A 16,399-nucleotide genomic window follows, 5' to 3' on the forward strand; every position below is an offset into this window, starting at 1 on the left:
GTTGCCCCTCATGGTCATCGTTCGACAATGACGCTTGATCGCGCCTTGCCAGTCACGAAAAAATTCTCGGTGATTTCTTCAAGGAATCTCTGACTCAGGACACGAGTGCAGCGCTTCCAACAATTTATTCGTTCTGGCGGCGCGATCGCGCTTTGTTGTAAGCGCTGCACCAGCGACGCACGCCAGACCGATGCAGGGGATGTCGTAAACCCCCGCGTACCCAGTGTCATCAAAGATCAGGCCCCGAAGCCCGAGTCGGCTTTGGGGCGTTCGGTGTGTGAGTTTGAACCCGATAACTGGTCATAAAGACAGTCACCCTTGATCTGAATTGTTTCATTTTTATTAACGCTTGATTATTTTATGAATGATGTTCAGAATCGCGTCGTTCAGTCAGGGTGAGCGGTCTTCATGGGGATCAAGGAGCGTCGACAGCGGGAGTTTCTCGACCGCGAAAAGGTGTTTCTCGACGCCGCCCGTGACCTCATTCGCGACGAGGGCCTGTTGGGCTTTCAGATGGCGCGACTGGCCGAGCTTTGCGAATACTCGGTCGGTACGCTGTATCAGCATTTCGGCAGCAAAGAGGATTTGCTGGTTGCCCTCACCACGGCCACGGCCACCGAGCACGTGAGCCTTTTTGCGCGGGTGGCCGATTGGCAGGCGCCGAGTCGCGAGCGGCTGTTTGCCATCGCCGTGGCCGACAGCATTTTCGTGCAGCGCAATCCCGAATACTTCCGTATCGCCCAATACACTTTCTGTGAAGTGGTTTGGGGCGCCGCGTCGCCGGCGCGGCGCGCCGAATTTATGGCGCAAACCGCCGAGCCGATCAGTGACATCGTCAACGGCATCATTGCCGACGCGGTGGCGGGTGGCGACCTGTTGCTGGGCGGCCTCACTGAAGAGTCGCTGGCCGTCGGCTTTTGGGCACTGACCTGTGGCGTGCACGATCTTGTGCATGCCGAGGGTGTGTGCGAAGCCTATCAATCCCAAGACCCTTATCGATTGCTGTGCCGGCACACCAACGTGATGCTCAACGGCTTTGGCTGGAAGCCGGTGGTGGACCCGCATGACGAAGTGGCCCTTGACGCACTGATTCACCGTATCCAGAACGAGGTATTCCATGATCTTTGCGATCACGCCTGAGCGCGGCCGCACCTTTGGGTTGGCGCTTTTGCTGGCCAGCCTGACTGGGCCGGCCAGTGCCGCGATGTCGATTTACGAGGCCTTGCAGCGGGCGGCAGAACGTGACCCGACCTATCTCGCTGCCTTTGCGGCGCAGCGCGCCGATCGGGAGCTCGGTGAGCAGGATCGCGGCACTTTACGACCCACGCTGGACGCGTTCGGCGGGGCACAGCTCACCACCAGCGATTCCGAGTTCGCCTTTGGTCAGGCACGGGAAAGCTACCCGTCGTGGACTGCATCACTTGAAGCCCGCCAGCCCCTGCTGCGCATGGACTGGGGCGTACGAGGTGATCGGGCCAATGCCAGCGAGGCACTGGCTGACGCGCTGTTTCGGCAGCAACAGATCGATTTTGTGGCGCGCGTGGCGGGACGCTACCTCGAGGCCCTAAACGCGCAGGACCAACTCGCACTGGTCGAGGCCGAAGGGCTCGCTGTGCGCGAGTCGCTCGAAGACACGCGCAAGCGTTATGAGGCTGAACTGGTGCCCGGCCTTGACCTGCGTGAGGCTGAAGCGCGTGATGACCTGAGTCGCGCGCAGCGCATTGCCGCACAGGCCGCAGTCGATGACACCATCGACGCACTTGCAGAACTGACGGGGCCATTTGACCGGCCGCTGCCCAGCTTGAAGCAGGCCGCGTCGATGCCTGCGCTGCGAGCGGCGTCGGTTGACGGTTGGCTGGAAATTGCCGAAGAAAACAGCAGCGCGCTGGTCATTGCTGAGCGACAGGCCGAAATCACCGCGGCCGATGCCCGCAGCCGCAAGGCTGAATCGCAGCCGATGGCTGATCTCGTCGCGACGCTGGTGCACAACGATTCGACCGAATATTCCATCGGCCAGCGCCAGAACGAGGCGCGCCTCGGGATCGAAGTGACGGTGCCAATCTACGGCGGTGGTGTCACCAGCAGCCGTTTTCGTGAGGCCACCGCACGCCACGACGAGGCCAAGTACGCGCTACGGGCGGCGCGTTTGGACCTGCAGCGTGAAATCGCGCGGCAGTTCCGCGACGTGGAGGTGGCACGTGCCAATACGGAAGCCTTTGGTCGGTCGCTGGTGTCGGCTCGCGCCGCACAGGCCGCGGTCGAGGCCGGTTACGACGCAGGCACCCGCACCATTACTGATGTGCTTGACGCGAAAAGTCGAACCGCGCAGGTACAGCGCGACCTCAACGGTGCGCGCTACGACCTGCTCTCCAACATCCTCGTTCTGCAGTCCACGGCAGGCACCCTAACGGTCGAGCAGTTCATCGCCATCGACACCCTGTTCGAGCAGCCTGCGCAATGACGATTTCATCTTTCTTTAGAGAACACTCATGACCACCAAACGCATGCTGATCATGCTCATCCTCACCGGCATCGTGTTCGGTGCCGTGTTCGGCATGAAGTGGTTCGGCACCAAAATGATGAACGAGTATGTCGACAACATGCCGACGCCTACGGCAACGGTCTCGGCGGCAGCGGCGGAGGCCATGACCTGGCCCAATCAGTTGACGCCCATCGGCACGCTGGTGGCGGTCAATGGCGCCGACGTGACGGCGGAGGTCGGCGGTATCGTCACCGCGATCCACTTCGAGTCGGGCGACGCGGTCAAGCGCGGTGACCGGCTGATTGATCTGGAGGCTGACGCCGAGCGCGCCGAACTCCAGCAGTTGCGCGCCCAGGCTGATCTGGCCGAGACCAACCTGAAGCGTCGCCAGCGATTGTTCCAGCAGGAAGCGATCTCGAAGTCGGAACTGGACACGGTGACGGCCGAGTTTGACGCGGCCAAGGCGGCGGCGGTGGCGCAGGCCGCCCGGCTGGCACAGAAGGACATCCGCGCGCCGTTTGACGGCCGTTTGGGGGTGCGTCGGGTGGCTGTCGGGCAGTACCTGTCGCCGGGGACGGCCATCGTCAACCTGCAGTCACTGGACCCGATCGACCTCGATTTCTCGCTTCCAGAACAGCACTTTGGCGATGTTGAGGCCGGCTTCGAGGTGGCGATCAAAGTCGACGCCTGGCCTGAAGAAACGTTCAGCGGCAAGGTGTTGGCCATCGAGCCGCGCGTGGAAACCGCGACCCGCAACTTTTTGGTGCGCGCAAGGTTTCCTAACGGTGATGAGCGGCTGCGTCCGGGAATGTTCGGGCAGGTCATCCTGAGCCTGGAGGGTTCCCGTGACGTGCTGGCCGTTCCTCGAACGGCCATCAACTACAGCTCTTATGGCACCTCGGTCTATGTGATCGAGCCAGTCGAAGATCCGCAGGAAGGCGAGGCCGAGAAGAAGGCCGTTCAGCGCTTTGTCACCGTGGGCGACGCGCGCGGTGATTTCGTGGCGATTGTCGATGGGTTGAAGGAGGGCGATGAAGTCGCGACGTCGGGCCTGCTTAAGCTGCGTAACGGCCAGCCGGTCAAAATCGACTACGACCAGTCGCCCGATGCCGAGCTTGACCCTAACCCGGAACAAGGCTAGTGGACCGCGCCCATTTAAACGGCCTTGGCACTGCTTCGGCTTTCACCATCGTCGCGGTTGCGACGGTGGCTCGTCACGTTGCTTAGCGACAGATAGGTCCTTATGCATTTCACCGACATATTCATCAAGCGGCCTGTGCTGGCCACGGTCATCAGCCTGGCGATTCTGCTGTTGGGGATCCGGGCCGGCCTTGACCTGAAGGTGCGTGAGTACCCCGAGCTGCAGACCGCCCAGGTGACCGTCACCGTGGCCTACCCTGGGGCCGACGCGGCCCTGATGGAAGGCTTCATCACCACCCCGCTGGAACGCGAAATTGCCACGGCCGACGGGATCGACTACCTGGGATCGAGCACCGGCCTGAGCACCTCGGTGATCAACGCTTATTTGCGGCTGGACAAGGACCCCAACGAGGCGCTCACCGAAATCTCGGCCAAGGTCAACAAGCTGCGCAGCCAATTGCCGCCTGGCGCCGAAGACCCCGTGGTCGAGGTCGCCGAGTCACAGGGCACGGCCGCAATGTATTTGTCGTTTTACTCCGAAGTGCTGAGCCCCAGTCAGATCACCGACTACCTGACACGCATCGTCGAGCCACAACTGTCGACCATTGCCGGGGTCGAAAAGGCGGACATTCTCGGTGCACGTACTTACGCCATGCGTGTCTGGCTGAAGCCGGAGCGGCTGTCCGCGCACAACCTCACGGCGGCAGACGTGTACGAGCGCATCCGCTCGCAGAACGTGCTGTCGGCGGTGGGCGAGATGAAGGGCAATTTCGTTCGCATCGGCCTGTCAGCACAGACCGACCTTCGCACCGCAGAGCAGTTCAAGGAACTGATCGTCCAGTCGGATGAGGGCTCGGTGGTGCGGCTTTCCGATGTGGCTGACGTGGAGTTGGGCGCCGAGAACTATGACGGCATCACCACCTGGGGCGGCGTTCCCGCAATCTTTATCGCGATCAATCCTCGCCCGGAAGCCAATGTGCTGGACACCATTGCCGAGGTCCGGGCGCTGTGGCCAGGTGTTGTCGAGCAGATGCCGGACGGGCTGGACGGCGCGATTTCTTACGACAGTACCGAGTATATCCGCGATGCCATCTCCGAAGTTCAGATCACGCTGGCCGAGGCCATGGTCATCGTATTGGTGGTGATCTTCCTGTTTCTGGGGTCGGTGCGCAGTGCGCTGATTCCGGCCGTCACCGTGCCCCTGTCGCTGGTGGGTGTGCTGTTCTTCATGCTGCTGATGGGCTACACGCTCAATTTGCTGACGTTGCTGGCGATGGTGCTCGCCATCGGCATGGTGGTCGACGACGCGATCATCGTGCTGGAAAACATTCATCGTCATATCGAAGAGGGCATGAAACCGTTTGATGCCGCCATCCAGGGCGCGCGTGAGTTGCTCGGACCCGTCATCGCCATGACCATCACCCTGGTCGCGGTGTTCGCCCCCATCGGATTTCTGGGCGGCATCACCGGCACGCTGTTCAGCGAGTTCGCGTTCACCCTGGCCGGTGCAGTGGTCATCTCAGGGGTGATTGCGCTGACGTTGACCCCCATGATGTGCGCCAAAATCCTCAAGCCGTCACACGGACCCGAGGGGGAGCCCAACCGCCTGGCTGATTGGCTGGACCAGCGCTTCGAGTCGTGGCGTAGCGCCTACAAGCGGCGTCTGCACAGTGCCATGAATACGCCGATGGTCATCACCGTGTTTGCGGTGATCGTCATCGGGTCGTGCTATTTCCTGTTCCGCGCGACACCATCAGAGCTGGCGCCGAACGAGGATTTCGGCTTTGCGTTTTCCATTGTCGAGACTGACGGCTACGCCTCGCAAGAGTATTTCAACAAATACTTCGCCGACGCCCAGCAACGCATCCTTGACGACCCTGATGTCGACAATTCTTTCGGCTTCAGCATTGGCGATGCGGGCGGCACCAGTCAGGGCTTCATCGGCATGATGATGAAGCCATGGACGACCCGCGAGGTGTCAACCGCCGAGGTCCTTGAGCGACTGACGCCCAATCTCGAAGAGGTGACCGGCATGCGCTGGGTCGGCGTTGAGCCTGCAGCGCTGCCGACGCCAGGGCAGGGGTATCCGGTGGAGTTCATTCTCAAGTCGACCGAGAGTGTCGAGACCATTGCCCAAATCAGCGACGAGATCATTCAGCGCGCCAATGAATCGAGCCGATTTTTCTACTTGGCGTCGCGTCTGAAAGTTGACCGGCCCGAGGGTGTGGTCGAAATCGACCGCGACAAGGCGGCGCTCCTCGGGGTCGACATGTCGCAGCTCAGTGCCGATCTATCGGCACTGCTGGCCGGCGGTGAGGCCGCGCGTTTCTCTTACGAGAGTCGCTCGTACCGTGTCATTCCGCAGGTGGACCGGCAGGCGCGCCTGAACCCCAAGCAGTTGGAGGGTTATTACACCCGCGCCCGCAACGGTGATCTGGTGCCGATCTCGACCTTGGTAAAGGTCACCGAGCGGATCGTGCCGAGGGCCATCGAGCACTTCCAGCAGCTCAACTCCAACACCATCATCGCCGTCCCGCGACCCGACGTGACGCAGGGCGAGGCGTTGAAACTTCTTGAGGACATCACCGCCGAAGTGGCGCCCGCCAGCTTCCAGATCGACTACTCCGGTGCCTCCCGCCAGTTCAAGACGGAAGGCGCTGCGCTGGTGGCGACGTTCGCATTCGCCATCGTCATTATTTATCTGGTGTTGGCGGCGCAATTCGAGTCGTTCCGTGACCCATTGATCATGCTGATCACCGTGCCGATGGCTGTTTGTGGCGCATTGCTGGTGATCAACATTCTCAGCATCACCAACGGCATGCAGCTCAGCAGCTTCCCCGGCGCAACGCTCAATATTTACACACAAGTCGGGTTGGTGACGCTGATCGGGGTGATCTCCAAGCACGGCATTCTGGTGGTCGAATTTGCCAACAAGCTGCAACTGCAGGGCATCAGTAAACGGGCGGCCATCGAAGAGGCGGCGAGCATACGGATGAGGCCAATCCTCATGACCACCGCCGCACTGGTGGTGGCAATGGTTCCGCTGCTGCTGGCGTCGGGGCCCGGCGCTGCGGCACGCTTCTCCATTGGCCTAGTGATCGCGGCGGGCATGACCATCGGCACACTGCTGACCCTCTACGTGGTGCCGGTGATGTACCTGTTGGTGGCGGCGGACGAGGGGGGCACGCGCGAGCTGGTTGCTGAGCCTGCTGCAGCTCACTAGCCCTAGGGATGTTCTGCGGCCCGCAATCACTGACTGCGGGCCGCTGTCACTCTTGTCGCGATGAAGTTCGGCGAAGCCCGATGCGCGCCTGAACTCGCCTTGTCACGACGCCGAGGCCATCGCTTCGAGAGAAGCTGAACAACAAAGCCCCCGGAACCTTGTGGCGCCGGGGGCGGTGTTTTTCAAATTGGTGGTCAGTACAAGGCTCGCCGTGTGAAAGTGAGTCTGAACAGTGATAGCGTTCGGTAGTGAAGGACCTGTTGCGGGGTAAAACGTAGCCGCCACGTCGTTTGCAAGGTCGCTTCAGTCTGGTATGAAACGTAGCTCTTACAGGTAAATCCACTGTTTGAGCCGATTGAGGACATCTAGTTCAGCCGTAAAGCTTAGTTGGCAGGCGACAGTCCTTGACCTTCGCTCTACTGATCAATGATGTCCTAATCTACAGTTGTCGTTTAGGGCCGCACTGATACCATCTAGGTTCCCCTAGGCAGCTGGTTGGATCCGATGCCACGTTCCACCAACCCAGTAGCGCCAGACGATTTTGACGTTCTTCAACGGTCGATTGAGGGCAGCTTGTCCGATGGCGAACGGCAACATGCCACTGTAGTTACCAAGCTATTGGTTGTTGCTGGCGCTGGTCATCCCGAGCACTTGCGTTGGGTCGCAACACGCCTGCTCACGATCAGCAACACGGCCCCATGGTTTCTGCCGCTGGTCGGACACTTGTTCTCTAAGTCTTCGATCCCCCCGGCTGGGGCCGAAAGCATACTGAGCTCTCTCAGGGATGTTGTGGGGGCGGACCCTGAGCATCAACCGCTCGAGAACTTTGCCACGCACCAGCCACTCGCTGTCCTGATTATTCAGCGCTCGTGGTCACAGCTTGAGCCAATGAGGGCGGTGTACCTCCTGGCCAGTTGCGCTCGGTTTCAATCAGTCGATGGCTGCCCGACTGCGGCCCAGTTACGGTTGTTCGGAGACCTAATTTCTGGTCTGGGTGGTCCCAAGAAGGTCCACTGCACTCCGCCCCAGCGGGGCGATGGCCTCGAGAAGCACCTTGCCGCCGGCCCGTTCATCGATGCACTCGGCTCGTTTGTTGCCCTCCATGGTTCAAAGCAGTTAGCCCGATGTTGGGGTAAGGCCTTTGCCTCATGGCTAACCCCATTGGTTGGGGGGCACTTCCTCCCGACCAAGGCTGTTGACGCCAAAGAATTCCGGCATCGCCGCCGCCCGATTCGATCCTCGACCCCAAGGTCGCCTGGTGACGATGAGCCTGACATTGAGCTGCCAGTTGACGTTCCGGAACCAACCCAACCGGTGGGGCGGGGAGCAAGCCCTCCGTCTGCAGCGCTCGATGCCGTTTACTTCGAGCAGTCTCTACGAACTCGTAATTTTGACCTCGATCCAGAGCATCACGAGGTGGCCACTCATAAGGAAGTGGAGCGGGTGGTGCAGCAGGTGCAAAACCTCCTGAGCTTGGATGAGGCGCCTCTAAATAGATTGTTGGGTGCGCTCATCGTCTTGGCAACGCTTGTAACAGGGCGCTCCCGGCCGCGCGTTCTTGATGCCCGCGTGGGAAGACCACCTCCCAACGGTGCGGAGAAAAGACTCACCCTTGATCCTACGGCTGAGCAGATCTTCATGTCGGTCATCGAGCCAGAAGGCGTCTTCAAGCCCAGCGTTGATCAACAGGCGGTTTACTCACAAACAGCAGTTCAGTTTTCCTTGCCGATGCCCACCCAACTACGGGAGCTGTTGGTGAGGATATGCCCGACGGGGACAGCGCGTGTTCTAGATCTTGCGGTCGGTGTAGACATCGATGAGGGAATAAAGGAGTTGACCGAAAAGGCGGGCACGACCCTGGCGCGCCTGCGCCGCTGGCTCAGCTGCCGGGTGCAAGAGTCGAGTCATGACCTGTGCGCAGCCATGGTGATCTGTGGTGACATGTTCGGCCGGACCTCAGCGCCGCTCTACTACTACTCACCCCATCCTGAAGAGCTTCGCAGGTCATATCTAAATGCAATTGGGGCCTTCTTACCGCTCTCAGACGCGTCCTCGCAAGGCGCGCGCACTGACCACGGAAGATTGGGTCCGGCTACCTTGGTTGATTCTCATCGGATCAGCGATGGCATATCGAACCTGAATCAAAGGCTCACATGCTCTTTAACCTTAGCCCGGGAAAATCGTGCTCACGCCATCGTATTGCACAACAAGCTTACTGACTATCTGGCGCTCCATATTGCGCTGATCAGCAGTCATCGAAGAAACCTCCATCTGTATGAATTGACCCTTTTACAGTTTGATTTGATGGGTAATCTTGGCGTCGTCAGCGACAAACCCGTCGATGCTGCGCATCTTAACCGAGCAGTAGCGCTCACCCCGAAGTTGGCAGAGGCGATCAAGCTTTACCGTGCCCACTGCATTGCTCTTGCTGCATTGCCATGGGCCTCTGAGTTACTGAAGAAGCGGGTTGGGCTCCTGCTGGAGGGTAGAGCACCACTTTTTTTTTACTTGCAGTCGGACGGTGCTCCGAGAAATGGATCTCTGTCAGACTGGGATAACTCGCTCCCCGAAAGTTGGGGACTATTCGGACCTCGTAGCTGGCATCGTCCCAACCTGTGTATGGCTCTTCGGGGTGCAGGCGCATCACCGATTGCGGTACATTTCCACTTAGGACACCTTGACCTTTCTGGCTTCCCTGCGAGTGATACGGGTTTGGTGGCTCCGACCCGACTCTTGGATGAAGTTAGGCCGACGCTCCAACAAGTTGAAGCGTTGTGGGGGATTCAAGTTCATCGAGGGCTGGCTGAGGAGAATAAACAACAAACTTTAAATCACTTTATAAAGATGTTGTGGGAGCGCGAACAGGCTGAGCATGAATCATTGGTAAGACGCGCTAATCGGTGCACCCTCAGGGTGGTTGGAGAGTCGAGGGTAGACTCTAAACGTGCAGCAATGGAGTGGTTGTCCTCGGTTATCCAGCAGGAGTTTGCAGAACTTAAAGGATTGCTTCTCGAGGCACCTAGTCAGAAACCGGGAGACATAATCTTGTCCGTCAGGGTGGCTGATCAGGCGGTGCAAAAATTGTTGGTGCGTATCAAGCAGGACCATAGCCACGACTCGATGCAGTGCCTTCGGATTTATCGTTTATTGTCATCATTGGTTCGACAAGCAATTGACCGAGGTTACCGTTACTCTCCATTGGCTCGTCCGTCGTTCCCCAGGGTGGCTAAAAAAACCACACTCACAAGAAATTCTGCCGCTGCCTATGAGTTGATCTTAAAGATTCGCGCTTGGTGGGCTGGAGCAATCACTGACCCAGATATGAGGCGTGATCATCCTTTAGCACTCCGAATCTTGGCTTTAATACTGGACAACAGTCTGATCAGTGTTGATCATATTCTATCCATCGCTAAGGGGGATGTAGCTGCGCAGCGTCTGAGCAAAAAGGACAGCAATCTTTACTTCGACCTTGACGGTGGACGGGTAGAAGTCGTTTCATCAGCAACGGCATTAATCCTCAATCTGATCCCAGCGCAGAGGGAAGAAATATCGGCCCATGATGGATTGAGGGGCGCATTGCCTGCAGATCTGTGTCCTGAATGTGACGACCTGCCCAGGACCCTTCGAGCTCTTGTGGACGTTGCCTCCGTATTGGAATTACCCGGTTTTTTGAGGCATGCAATCAGCGGGGGCTCGACGTCAGCGAATCTTCAGGATTTGGCGACCAATCGTCAAAATCTACCTTCGCGTCTTGAAAGTGCGAGCGACATAAAGGGTGAGGAGCTAGATTTTTCAAAAACTATCAGTGAAGCCGACCCTCGAAAAAAGCCGCGACTGGAGATTTCGGCTCGTCAAAGATGGGTTTCCAGGCGCCTCAGGGCGGCCATGTCAAAGCTCTCCCCAGGTGCTCGAAGCAGAGCGATCAGGCTGGAGGATCTCGCCAACAACCTGAGGGGTCTCCAAAAAACTCTTGGATTTGAGGCAGGCCCGCCACAAACCATCGAGGCAGCGCTCATCGGATTCTCTCTATCGATGGCCGTTAGTGGCACTAGACTCAAGTCGAAGCCAGCAGTCAGCACCATCGCGACGTATGTAGGGACTATTGCTCAAGAGTTGCTTGCAGTCTTCTCAGGGGTTGCTCTTGCTGAGCTAGATGCGGATGAACTGCTTGATGGATATGACATGGTTATCCAGTCAAAGGCGGACCATATTTCCTTGACACGAGCAATTTCGACACTTGAAGACTTTCATCGTTATCTCTCTCGTTGTTTTGATTTGCCGCCCGTTTGCATTTCCGTTTCTGGCAATGGTTTTGAAGTAGAGTACTCGGCATCCCCACTGTTGAGCGCCCGCGACTATGACCAAGCGCAGAATTGGCTCTCCAGTCGCCTAATGGCTGCTGACCTAATCGAGATCGACCATTGTCTCGCCAGACGTCAGCTCCTCGCGGCGCAAGTTGTTTTGATCTTATTACGCCGTACGGGAGCGCGAATCGGTGAAATATCTTGGTTACAACTGAGTGATTTTGATTTATCCGGTTCAAGTTCCTACCTGCGCATCCGGCCAAGTCTTTATCGGCGCCTCAAATCCAATGCCGGAACGCGCATTCTGGCCTTATCCGATTTGCTGTTGCCAATGGAGTTAGAGATTGTTCGTGCATATATTCTAGCTGAGAAACTTCGGCTATCTGACAAGGGCTACCCACTTGCTCTCGGTGCATTTGATGACCATCGATCTGGGGTCGGGCCTCATGGATTCCGCATACTGATACAAAAAGTATTTGAGTTGGGTGCTGGTATCAAGATGCACCCTCATCTGTTACGTCACCAGTGGTCAACGGAGCGCGCTAGGATGCTCCTGCAAACTGAACTTGATCGCGATGTTAACGACTGTGCTTATAAGTCTGCACGCAGATACCGTCAACTCTCGGCCCAACTGGGTCATGCACGCATAACGACGACCAGTTGCTTTTATGTACACGATCTCACTGCGCATCGAGAACTTGCTGCAGTACCATTGACATCTATCATCGGCCGTAGATGTATCATCAATATGTTGCCGCAGGTTTCCGCAGTAGCTACCGATAAGCAACGAGTCCGTATCGCTCAGCGCGCCGGCCGTAATGACCCCATCTGGATAAGTTGCCAATTGCTCAGGTCACTCGCTAGTCGTCTACTCCGAGTTTTGCCTATTAATCTGACACCCATTACCTTATCCACAGGATCGGGAGATATTGGACTCCCATCCTCGGTAGGCTTGGCTCCCTTTGATGATTTGATCCGTCGCTCTCGATCAAAGGAGGGCCTAACCCATTGGGCTCCAGCATATGGGCTTGAGCGGGGCGTTACTGAGCAGCTCGTGTTTGGCATTGATGAGTTAGCAGGTGCGCCAACTTACTTTCGTTTTTTTCAGGGACCTAGTCGTCGTAGGAGTGATATAAAAACTCCGATTGCTCGAGTATTTGATGCTCCATTGCATCAGGTGATGCTTGCGCGGTTCAGCAAGGATCGTCACCTCATTAGATCCCTATTCACCTCTGTCTACCGTCCTAGTACTGCCCATCACGATCGATTTCTGTGCGCTTCTGCACAGGTATTCGCTGACTTGGTATTGATTTTGGAAAAAGTTGCTGTGAAGATCGACGCGCAAGGGTATTTATCACTAGCCCTTTCTCATCCATCTGGTTTGCAACGTGGTCTGTTCCATCAAGTGTCGTGGGTTCTTGCTCTATGTGCGGTTTCGTCTCTGACATCGAGTAGACTAAATCTAGCTGGTGATGCTGGTGTGAGTGCTTCTCCGCGTCTAATTCACAGGCGGGGACTTCTGACAGATAGCTGATCTGCTGCGTGTGCACCTTCTTGGCCGTCATTGATATTTTTTGACCCACCTTACAGTTGGCGATGTCCTGCACATAGAGCTTATGACCCGATTTTAGCTCGACAGTCCCTTTTGACTGATCTATCGCCGTTATGGGCTCGTCTTCTAAATTTATATAATTGACTGTCCTGCTCGGAGTGCCCACGAGCTTATATGTTGGAGGAAGGTCAAATATTTTATCGTCGACAATTAATTCTAGCTGTTCCCTTATCAAGTCTTTAAAAAAGTCTATTACAGATTGTGACTGCTGCGGTATTTTTTTAGATCTCGTCGTGGCGTTGCACCAGTTAAGTGTCGTTTGTAGTTGGCACGTAAAGTTGTTCGCATCATCTTGATTTATGTCGCTACCATGTATTTCAAACGTATAACCGTTAGATGTTAAGGGGCCTGCGGATACAGATGTTTTTGACCCTTCGCAAACAGCTCTGAGGGACTGATAAACTCTTTCCAGTACCCGCAACTTTGCTGGATTGATAGAGCTCTCTACGATCATATGCCTGTGGGATACCACCAGAGTGACGCGAGGTGTAGTTTTGTTTGGTATTTGGCTCATGGTGGCGGGCGACTGCTTGGGGTGTCCCAGCACGATGCCGTAACCCATGGGGTCCGCGCCTGTTGGCTTCTTACGTAGGGTGAGCGGGTGTTTATGTGGCCTTCAAGACCAGTCTGCGCCAATTAATAGGAGCAGTTGTGGCGGAGCTTGCACTTTTGTAGTACGAGCCAACCGCTCAGCAGGGGTGCCACAAAGGCTCGCAAGAGGCTTTGCATCAGTTGCATGTTTCTTAATCAATGTAGTTGTTGACATAACTATTGATTAAGCAACAGACTAGCCCCCAATGAAGCAGCCTGATGCCACCATCGAAAAATCAGCACTGGAGCTAGCGCGACGCGCAGGTCTGCTGCGCGCCCGCGATCTAAAGGCCCGGGGCCTTCCCACCGTTGTGCTCACTCGGCTCGTTGCTGCCGGAAAAATTCAGCGCGTGGCGCGTGGCCTTTACAGTCTGCCGAACAAACAGGTAAGCGAGCATCGCTCGCTGGCGGAAGTTGCCCTGCGGGTTCCGCGGGGTGTGATTTGCCTGCTGTCAGCGCTGCGCGTTCATGAGATCGGCACTCAGGCTCCGTTTGAGGTCTGGCTGGCGGTGCCGAACAATGTCGTGGCGCCGCGCCTTGATCAACCTGCGCTGCGCGTCATCCGTATGTCCGAATCAACACTTTCCGCGGGAGTTGATCGGGTGATGGTGGACGGCATCACCGTGCCCGTTTTCTGTGTGGCCAAAACGGTTGCGGACTGCTTCAAATATCGCAACAAGATCGGCATCGACGTGGCACTCGAAGCCCTGCACGAAGGCTGGCGGCTGAAGCGTTTCACGATGGACGAGCTGGCGCGCTACGCGACGATCAACCGGGTGGCCAATGTCATGCGCCCCTATCTCGAATCGCTCACCGCATGAGTCGCAACCTTGCCGCCTCAATCCGTGCCCGGCTGAAGAACGTTGCCGATGCGCGCAAACAGGATTTCAACCTGGTGCTGACCCACTACGGCCTGGAGCGCCTGCTCTATCGCCTGTCGGTTTCGCCGCACGCGCCCAACTTTCTGCTTAAGGGCGCGCTGCTGTTCACTCTCTGGTACGACACCCCGCACCGCCCTACGCGCGATGTCGATCTGCTCGGCTATGGCCCTGACGACATCGGTTCAGTGGTTGCCGTGTTTCAGGACATCTGCCGAATCGCTTTCGAAGATGGCATCGAGTTCGACCCGCAGCAGGTCTTCGGCAACGAAACCCGAAAGGAGGCTGGTTACGGCGGTGTGCGCATCGAGCTGCCTGCAACGCTAGATGGTGCGCGTCTGACCCTGCAAGTAGACATCGGCTTCGGCGACGCGGTGACACCGGCACCTGAAGCAATTCTGTATCCGGTGCTGCTGAGCGATCTGCCGCCACCACAACTCCGCGCGTACCCGAAATATACGGTGGTCGCCGAGAAGTTTCATGCGATCTGTCTGCTCGGCCTGGCGAACAGCCGGATGAAGGACTATTTCGATCTGTGGATTCTACTGCGCGAGGGTACGCTTGATCTCGGTGAGATGAAGCGGGCCATCGACGCGACATTCGCGCGCCGGAGAATGACGATGCCCGTGGTCCTGCCAGTCGGCCTGAGCAATAGCTTCGCCCTCGATGCTTCAAAGCAAATGCAATGGCGCGCGTTCCTCAGAAAGAATCGGCTTGAAGCGCTGGAGCTGGTCGAAATCGTTCAGATGCTTCGGAACGCATTTACGCGCGCCGGGATCATCGGGCCATAGATTGTTTCGGCGCAATGAAATTTTCCCCGCGGCCTTCCAGCTACACTTTGCATGCATCTTCAACGTATTTCTTCGCCCAGCACAAAATTCTCCACCCCACTCGACTTCTGATTCAACCCGCTGATAACCTAATGTCCATGGATCACCGCACCCACTACACCTCGCCGTCGCGCCATCAGGTTCTCTTGATGGCTGGTCAGCGGGCTGCGCGCGGCAGCATCCATGCGACCTTCCTCATACCCGGCGGCATATGCGTGTCCTCACGCTGTGACCCCGCCCGGGTAGCTCAAAGGTAGAGCAGCGGCCTTATAAGCCGACCCCTTCCATCGGAATGGCTTCGCCAGATTAGCGACAGGTTGCCGGTTCGAATCCGGCCCCGGGCACCACTGAAATTGGTTCTCCGGAGTATCCCTGTGTCTACCATCAATCGCTTTCCCCCTGAACAGCTCGACGCCCTGAAGCGCGGTCGTGCCATCCCCTTCTTGATCGAGCATCGAGACGCTGCGTGCCCCGGTCACACCCTGACCGTCATCGGCACCATTGATGACGGAAAGTTTTGGGCGCTGTTGTTGGCCGACGATGATCCGGACTGCAAGCTGGTCGACCTCACACTGGCTCTTCCGATGTTCGCCGAGCCGTTTCCGATCCAGAGTGATGCGTCCGATGCACAGGCCATCCATCGACTCTGGTCCGACTGGGAGGCGGGGGTGCGGGCGATGTACCTCCAGCTCTTTGAGAGTGTGGGCAGATTACTTTCGCTTCAGGCCTTGATCCGTGCCTTGGACGCCATCCCGCCGGAGTCCGAGGCGCCGCCGCCGCGCAAGCGAGCGAAGGCCAAGCAAGGCACCAAGCCACGTAAGAAGGGGAAACGCTCATGAGCTCGCCAACCCCACACCCCGGCAACATGTATGCCGGCGAGCGCGACAACGTCGCCGCCCTCAAGGCTGCCTACCCGTATCAGTTCACTGAACCTAATTCCTGGTCCTACAGCTGGCCTGACGGCTGGCACCACCTCGTCGAAGAAGCCTGTGCCGGTTTGTCTCGCCTGAATCCCGATAGCCGCTGGGTGCAGATCAAGGAAAAGTATGGCGGCCTGCGCCTGTATCACGCAGGCGGTCCGTTGCGCCTCGACTTGCACACCCGAGCTGGATTTCATTCCTTCTCGGTCAAGCGCGAAGATGGCCCCACACAGCCGCCAAAGCTTCTTGAGCTGATCGCTTCGTTAGAGGAGACCAGCTTGGAGACCTGCTGCCTTTGCGGCGGGGTGCATGGATCAGGTCGTGGGATCACGGTCGGAGGATGGGTCATCACCGCCTGCGAAACCTGCGAGCCGTTAATTCGCGCCCATCGCGCCTTGCCTTATGGGGAGCGATAAGCC

At 57.5% G+C, this 16,399-nt stretch carries 9 protein-coding genes and 1 tRNA gene; all 10 read left to right on the forward strand.

Annotation, left to right across the window (positions count from 1 at the left end; translation table 11 throughout):
* Positions 1 to 408 precede the first annotated feature (408 nt).
* The 10 genes from U741_RS0111755 to U741_RS18465 all read left to right on the forward strand — a co-directional run bounded on the left by U741_RS0111755 (position 409) and on the right by U741_RS18465 (position 16,396).
* Positions 409 to 1,140 (forward strand): TetR/AcrR family transcriptional regulator, encoded by a 732-nt coding sequence (locus tag U741_RS0111755; RefSeq protein ID WP_029890663.1) that lies wholly within the window; start codon positions 409 to 411, stop codon positions 1,138 to 1,140.
* Positions 1,118 to 2,461, forward strand: a complete 1,344-nt coding sequence (locus U741_RS0111760; protein WP_029890664.1) for a TolC family protein — start codon at positions 1,118 to 1,120, stop codon at positions 2,459 to 2,461. The genes U741_RS0111755 and U741_RS0111760 overlap by 23 nt, the downstream gene beginning before the upstream one ends.
* 28 nt (positions 2,462 to 2,489) lie before the next feature.
* Positions 2,490 to 3,623 (forward strand): efflux RND transporter periplasmic adaptor subunit, encoded by a 1,134-nt coding sequence (locus U741_RS0111765; protein ID WP_029890665.1) that lies wholly within the window; start codon positions 2,490 to 2,492, stop codon positions 3,621 to 3,623.
* A 102-nt stretch (positions 3,624 to 3,725) separates the two neighbouring features.
* Positions 3,726 to 6,845, forward strand: a complete 3,120-nt coding sequence (locus U741_RS0111770) for an efflux RND transporter permease subunit (RefSeq protein WP_029890666.1) — start codon at positions 3,726 to 3,728, stop codon at positions 6,843 to 6,845.
* Positions 6,846 to 8,261: 1,416 nt separating this feature from the next.
* Positions 8,262 to 12,683 carry a site-specific integrase gene (locus U741_RS19250; RefSeq protein ID WP_152551587.1) on the forward strand — a complete coding sequence of 1,474 codons (4,422 nt, stop codon included), beginning with the start codon at positions 8,262 to 8,264 and terminating at the stop codon, positions 12,681 to 12,683.
* A gap of 875 nt (positions 12,684 to 13,558) precedes the next feature.
* A complete protein-coding gene (locus U741_RS0111795) occupies positions 13,559 to 14,173 on the forward strand; it encodes a type IV toxin-antitoxin system AbiEi family antitoxin domain-containing protein (RefSeq protein ID WP_029890668.1) in 615 nt (204 codons plus the stop codon).
* The gene (locus U741_RS0111800; protein WP_029890669.1) at positions 14,170 to 15,021 is read left to right on the forward strand and encodes a nucleotidyl transferase AbiEii/AbiGii toxin family protein; all 852 of its coding nucleotides are present in this window, start codon (positions 14,170 to 14,172) and stop codon (positions 15,019 to 15,021) included. Before U741_RS0111795 ends, U741_RS0111800 begins: the two co-directional genes overlap by 4 nt.
* 275 nt (positions 15,022 to 15,296) lie before the next feature.
* Positions 15,297 to 15,407 (forward strand) — tRNA-Ile (locus U741_RS0111805).
* A gap of 27 nt (positions 15,408 to 15,434) precedes the next feature.
* Positions 15,435 to 15,899 carry a hypothetical protein gene (locus tag U741_RS18460; protein ID WP_029890670.1) on the forward strand — a complete coding sequence of 155 codons (465 nt, stop codon included), beginning with the start codon at positions 15,435 to 15,437 and terminating at the stop codon, positions 15,897 to 15,899.
* Positions 15,896 to 16,396 (forward strand): hypothetical protein, encoded by a 501-nt coding sequence (locus U741_RS18465; RefSeq protein WP_152551588.1) that lies wholly within the window; start codon positions 15,896 to 15,898, stop codon positions 16,394 to 16,396. Before U741_RS18460 ends, U741_RS18465 begins: the two co-directional genes overlap by 4 nt.
* Positions 16,397 to 16,399 lie beyond the last annotated feature (3 nt).

It is taken from the genome of Polycyclovorans algicola TG408, from assembly GCF_000711245.1.
GTDB lineage: Bacteria > Pseudomonadota > Gammaproteobacteria > Nevskiales > Nevskiaceae > Polycyclovorans > Polycyclovorans algicola.

Coding starts and splice junctions, on each gene's coding strand:
- U741_RS0111765 (WP_029890665.1), top strand. CDS start 2,490: ATGACCACCAAACGCATGCTGATCATGCTCATCCTCACCGGCATCGTG.
- U741_RS0111755 (WP_029890663.1), top strand. CDS start 409: ATGGGGATCAAGGAGCGTCGACAGCGGGAGTTTCTCGACCGCGAAAAG.
- U741_RS0111760 (WP_029890664.1), top strand. CDS start 1,118: ATGATCTTTGCGATCACGCCTGAGCGCGGCCGCACCTTTGGGTTGGCG.
- U741_RS18465 (WP_152551588.1), top strand. CDS start 15,896: ATGAGCTCGCCAACCCCACACCCCGGCAACATGTATGCCGGCGAGCGC.
- U741_RS0111770 (WP_029890666.1), top strand. CDS start 3,726: ATGCATTTCACCGACATATTCATCAAGCGGCCTGTGCTGGCCACGGTC.
- U741_RS0111800 (WP_029890669.1), top strand. CDS start 14,170: ATGAGTCGCAACCTTGCCGCCTCAATCCGTGCCCGGCTGAAGAACGTT.
- U741_RS0111795 (WP_029890668.1), top strand. CDS start 13,559: ATGAAGCAGCCTGATGCCACCATCGAAAAATCAGCACTGGAGCTAGCG.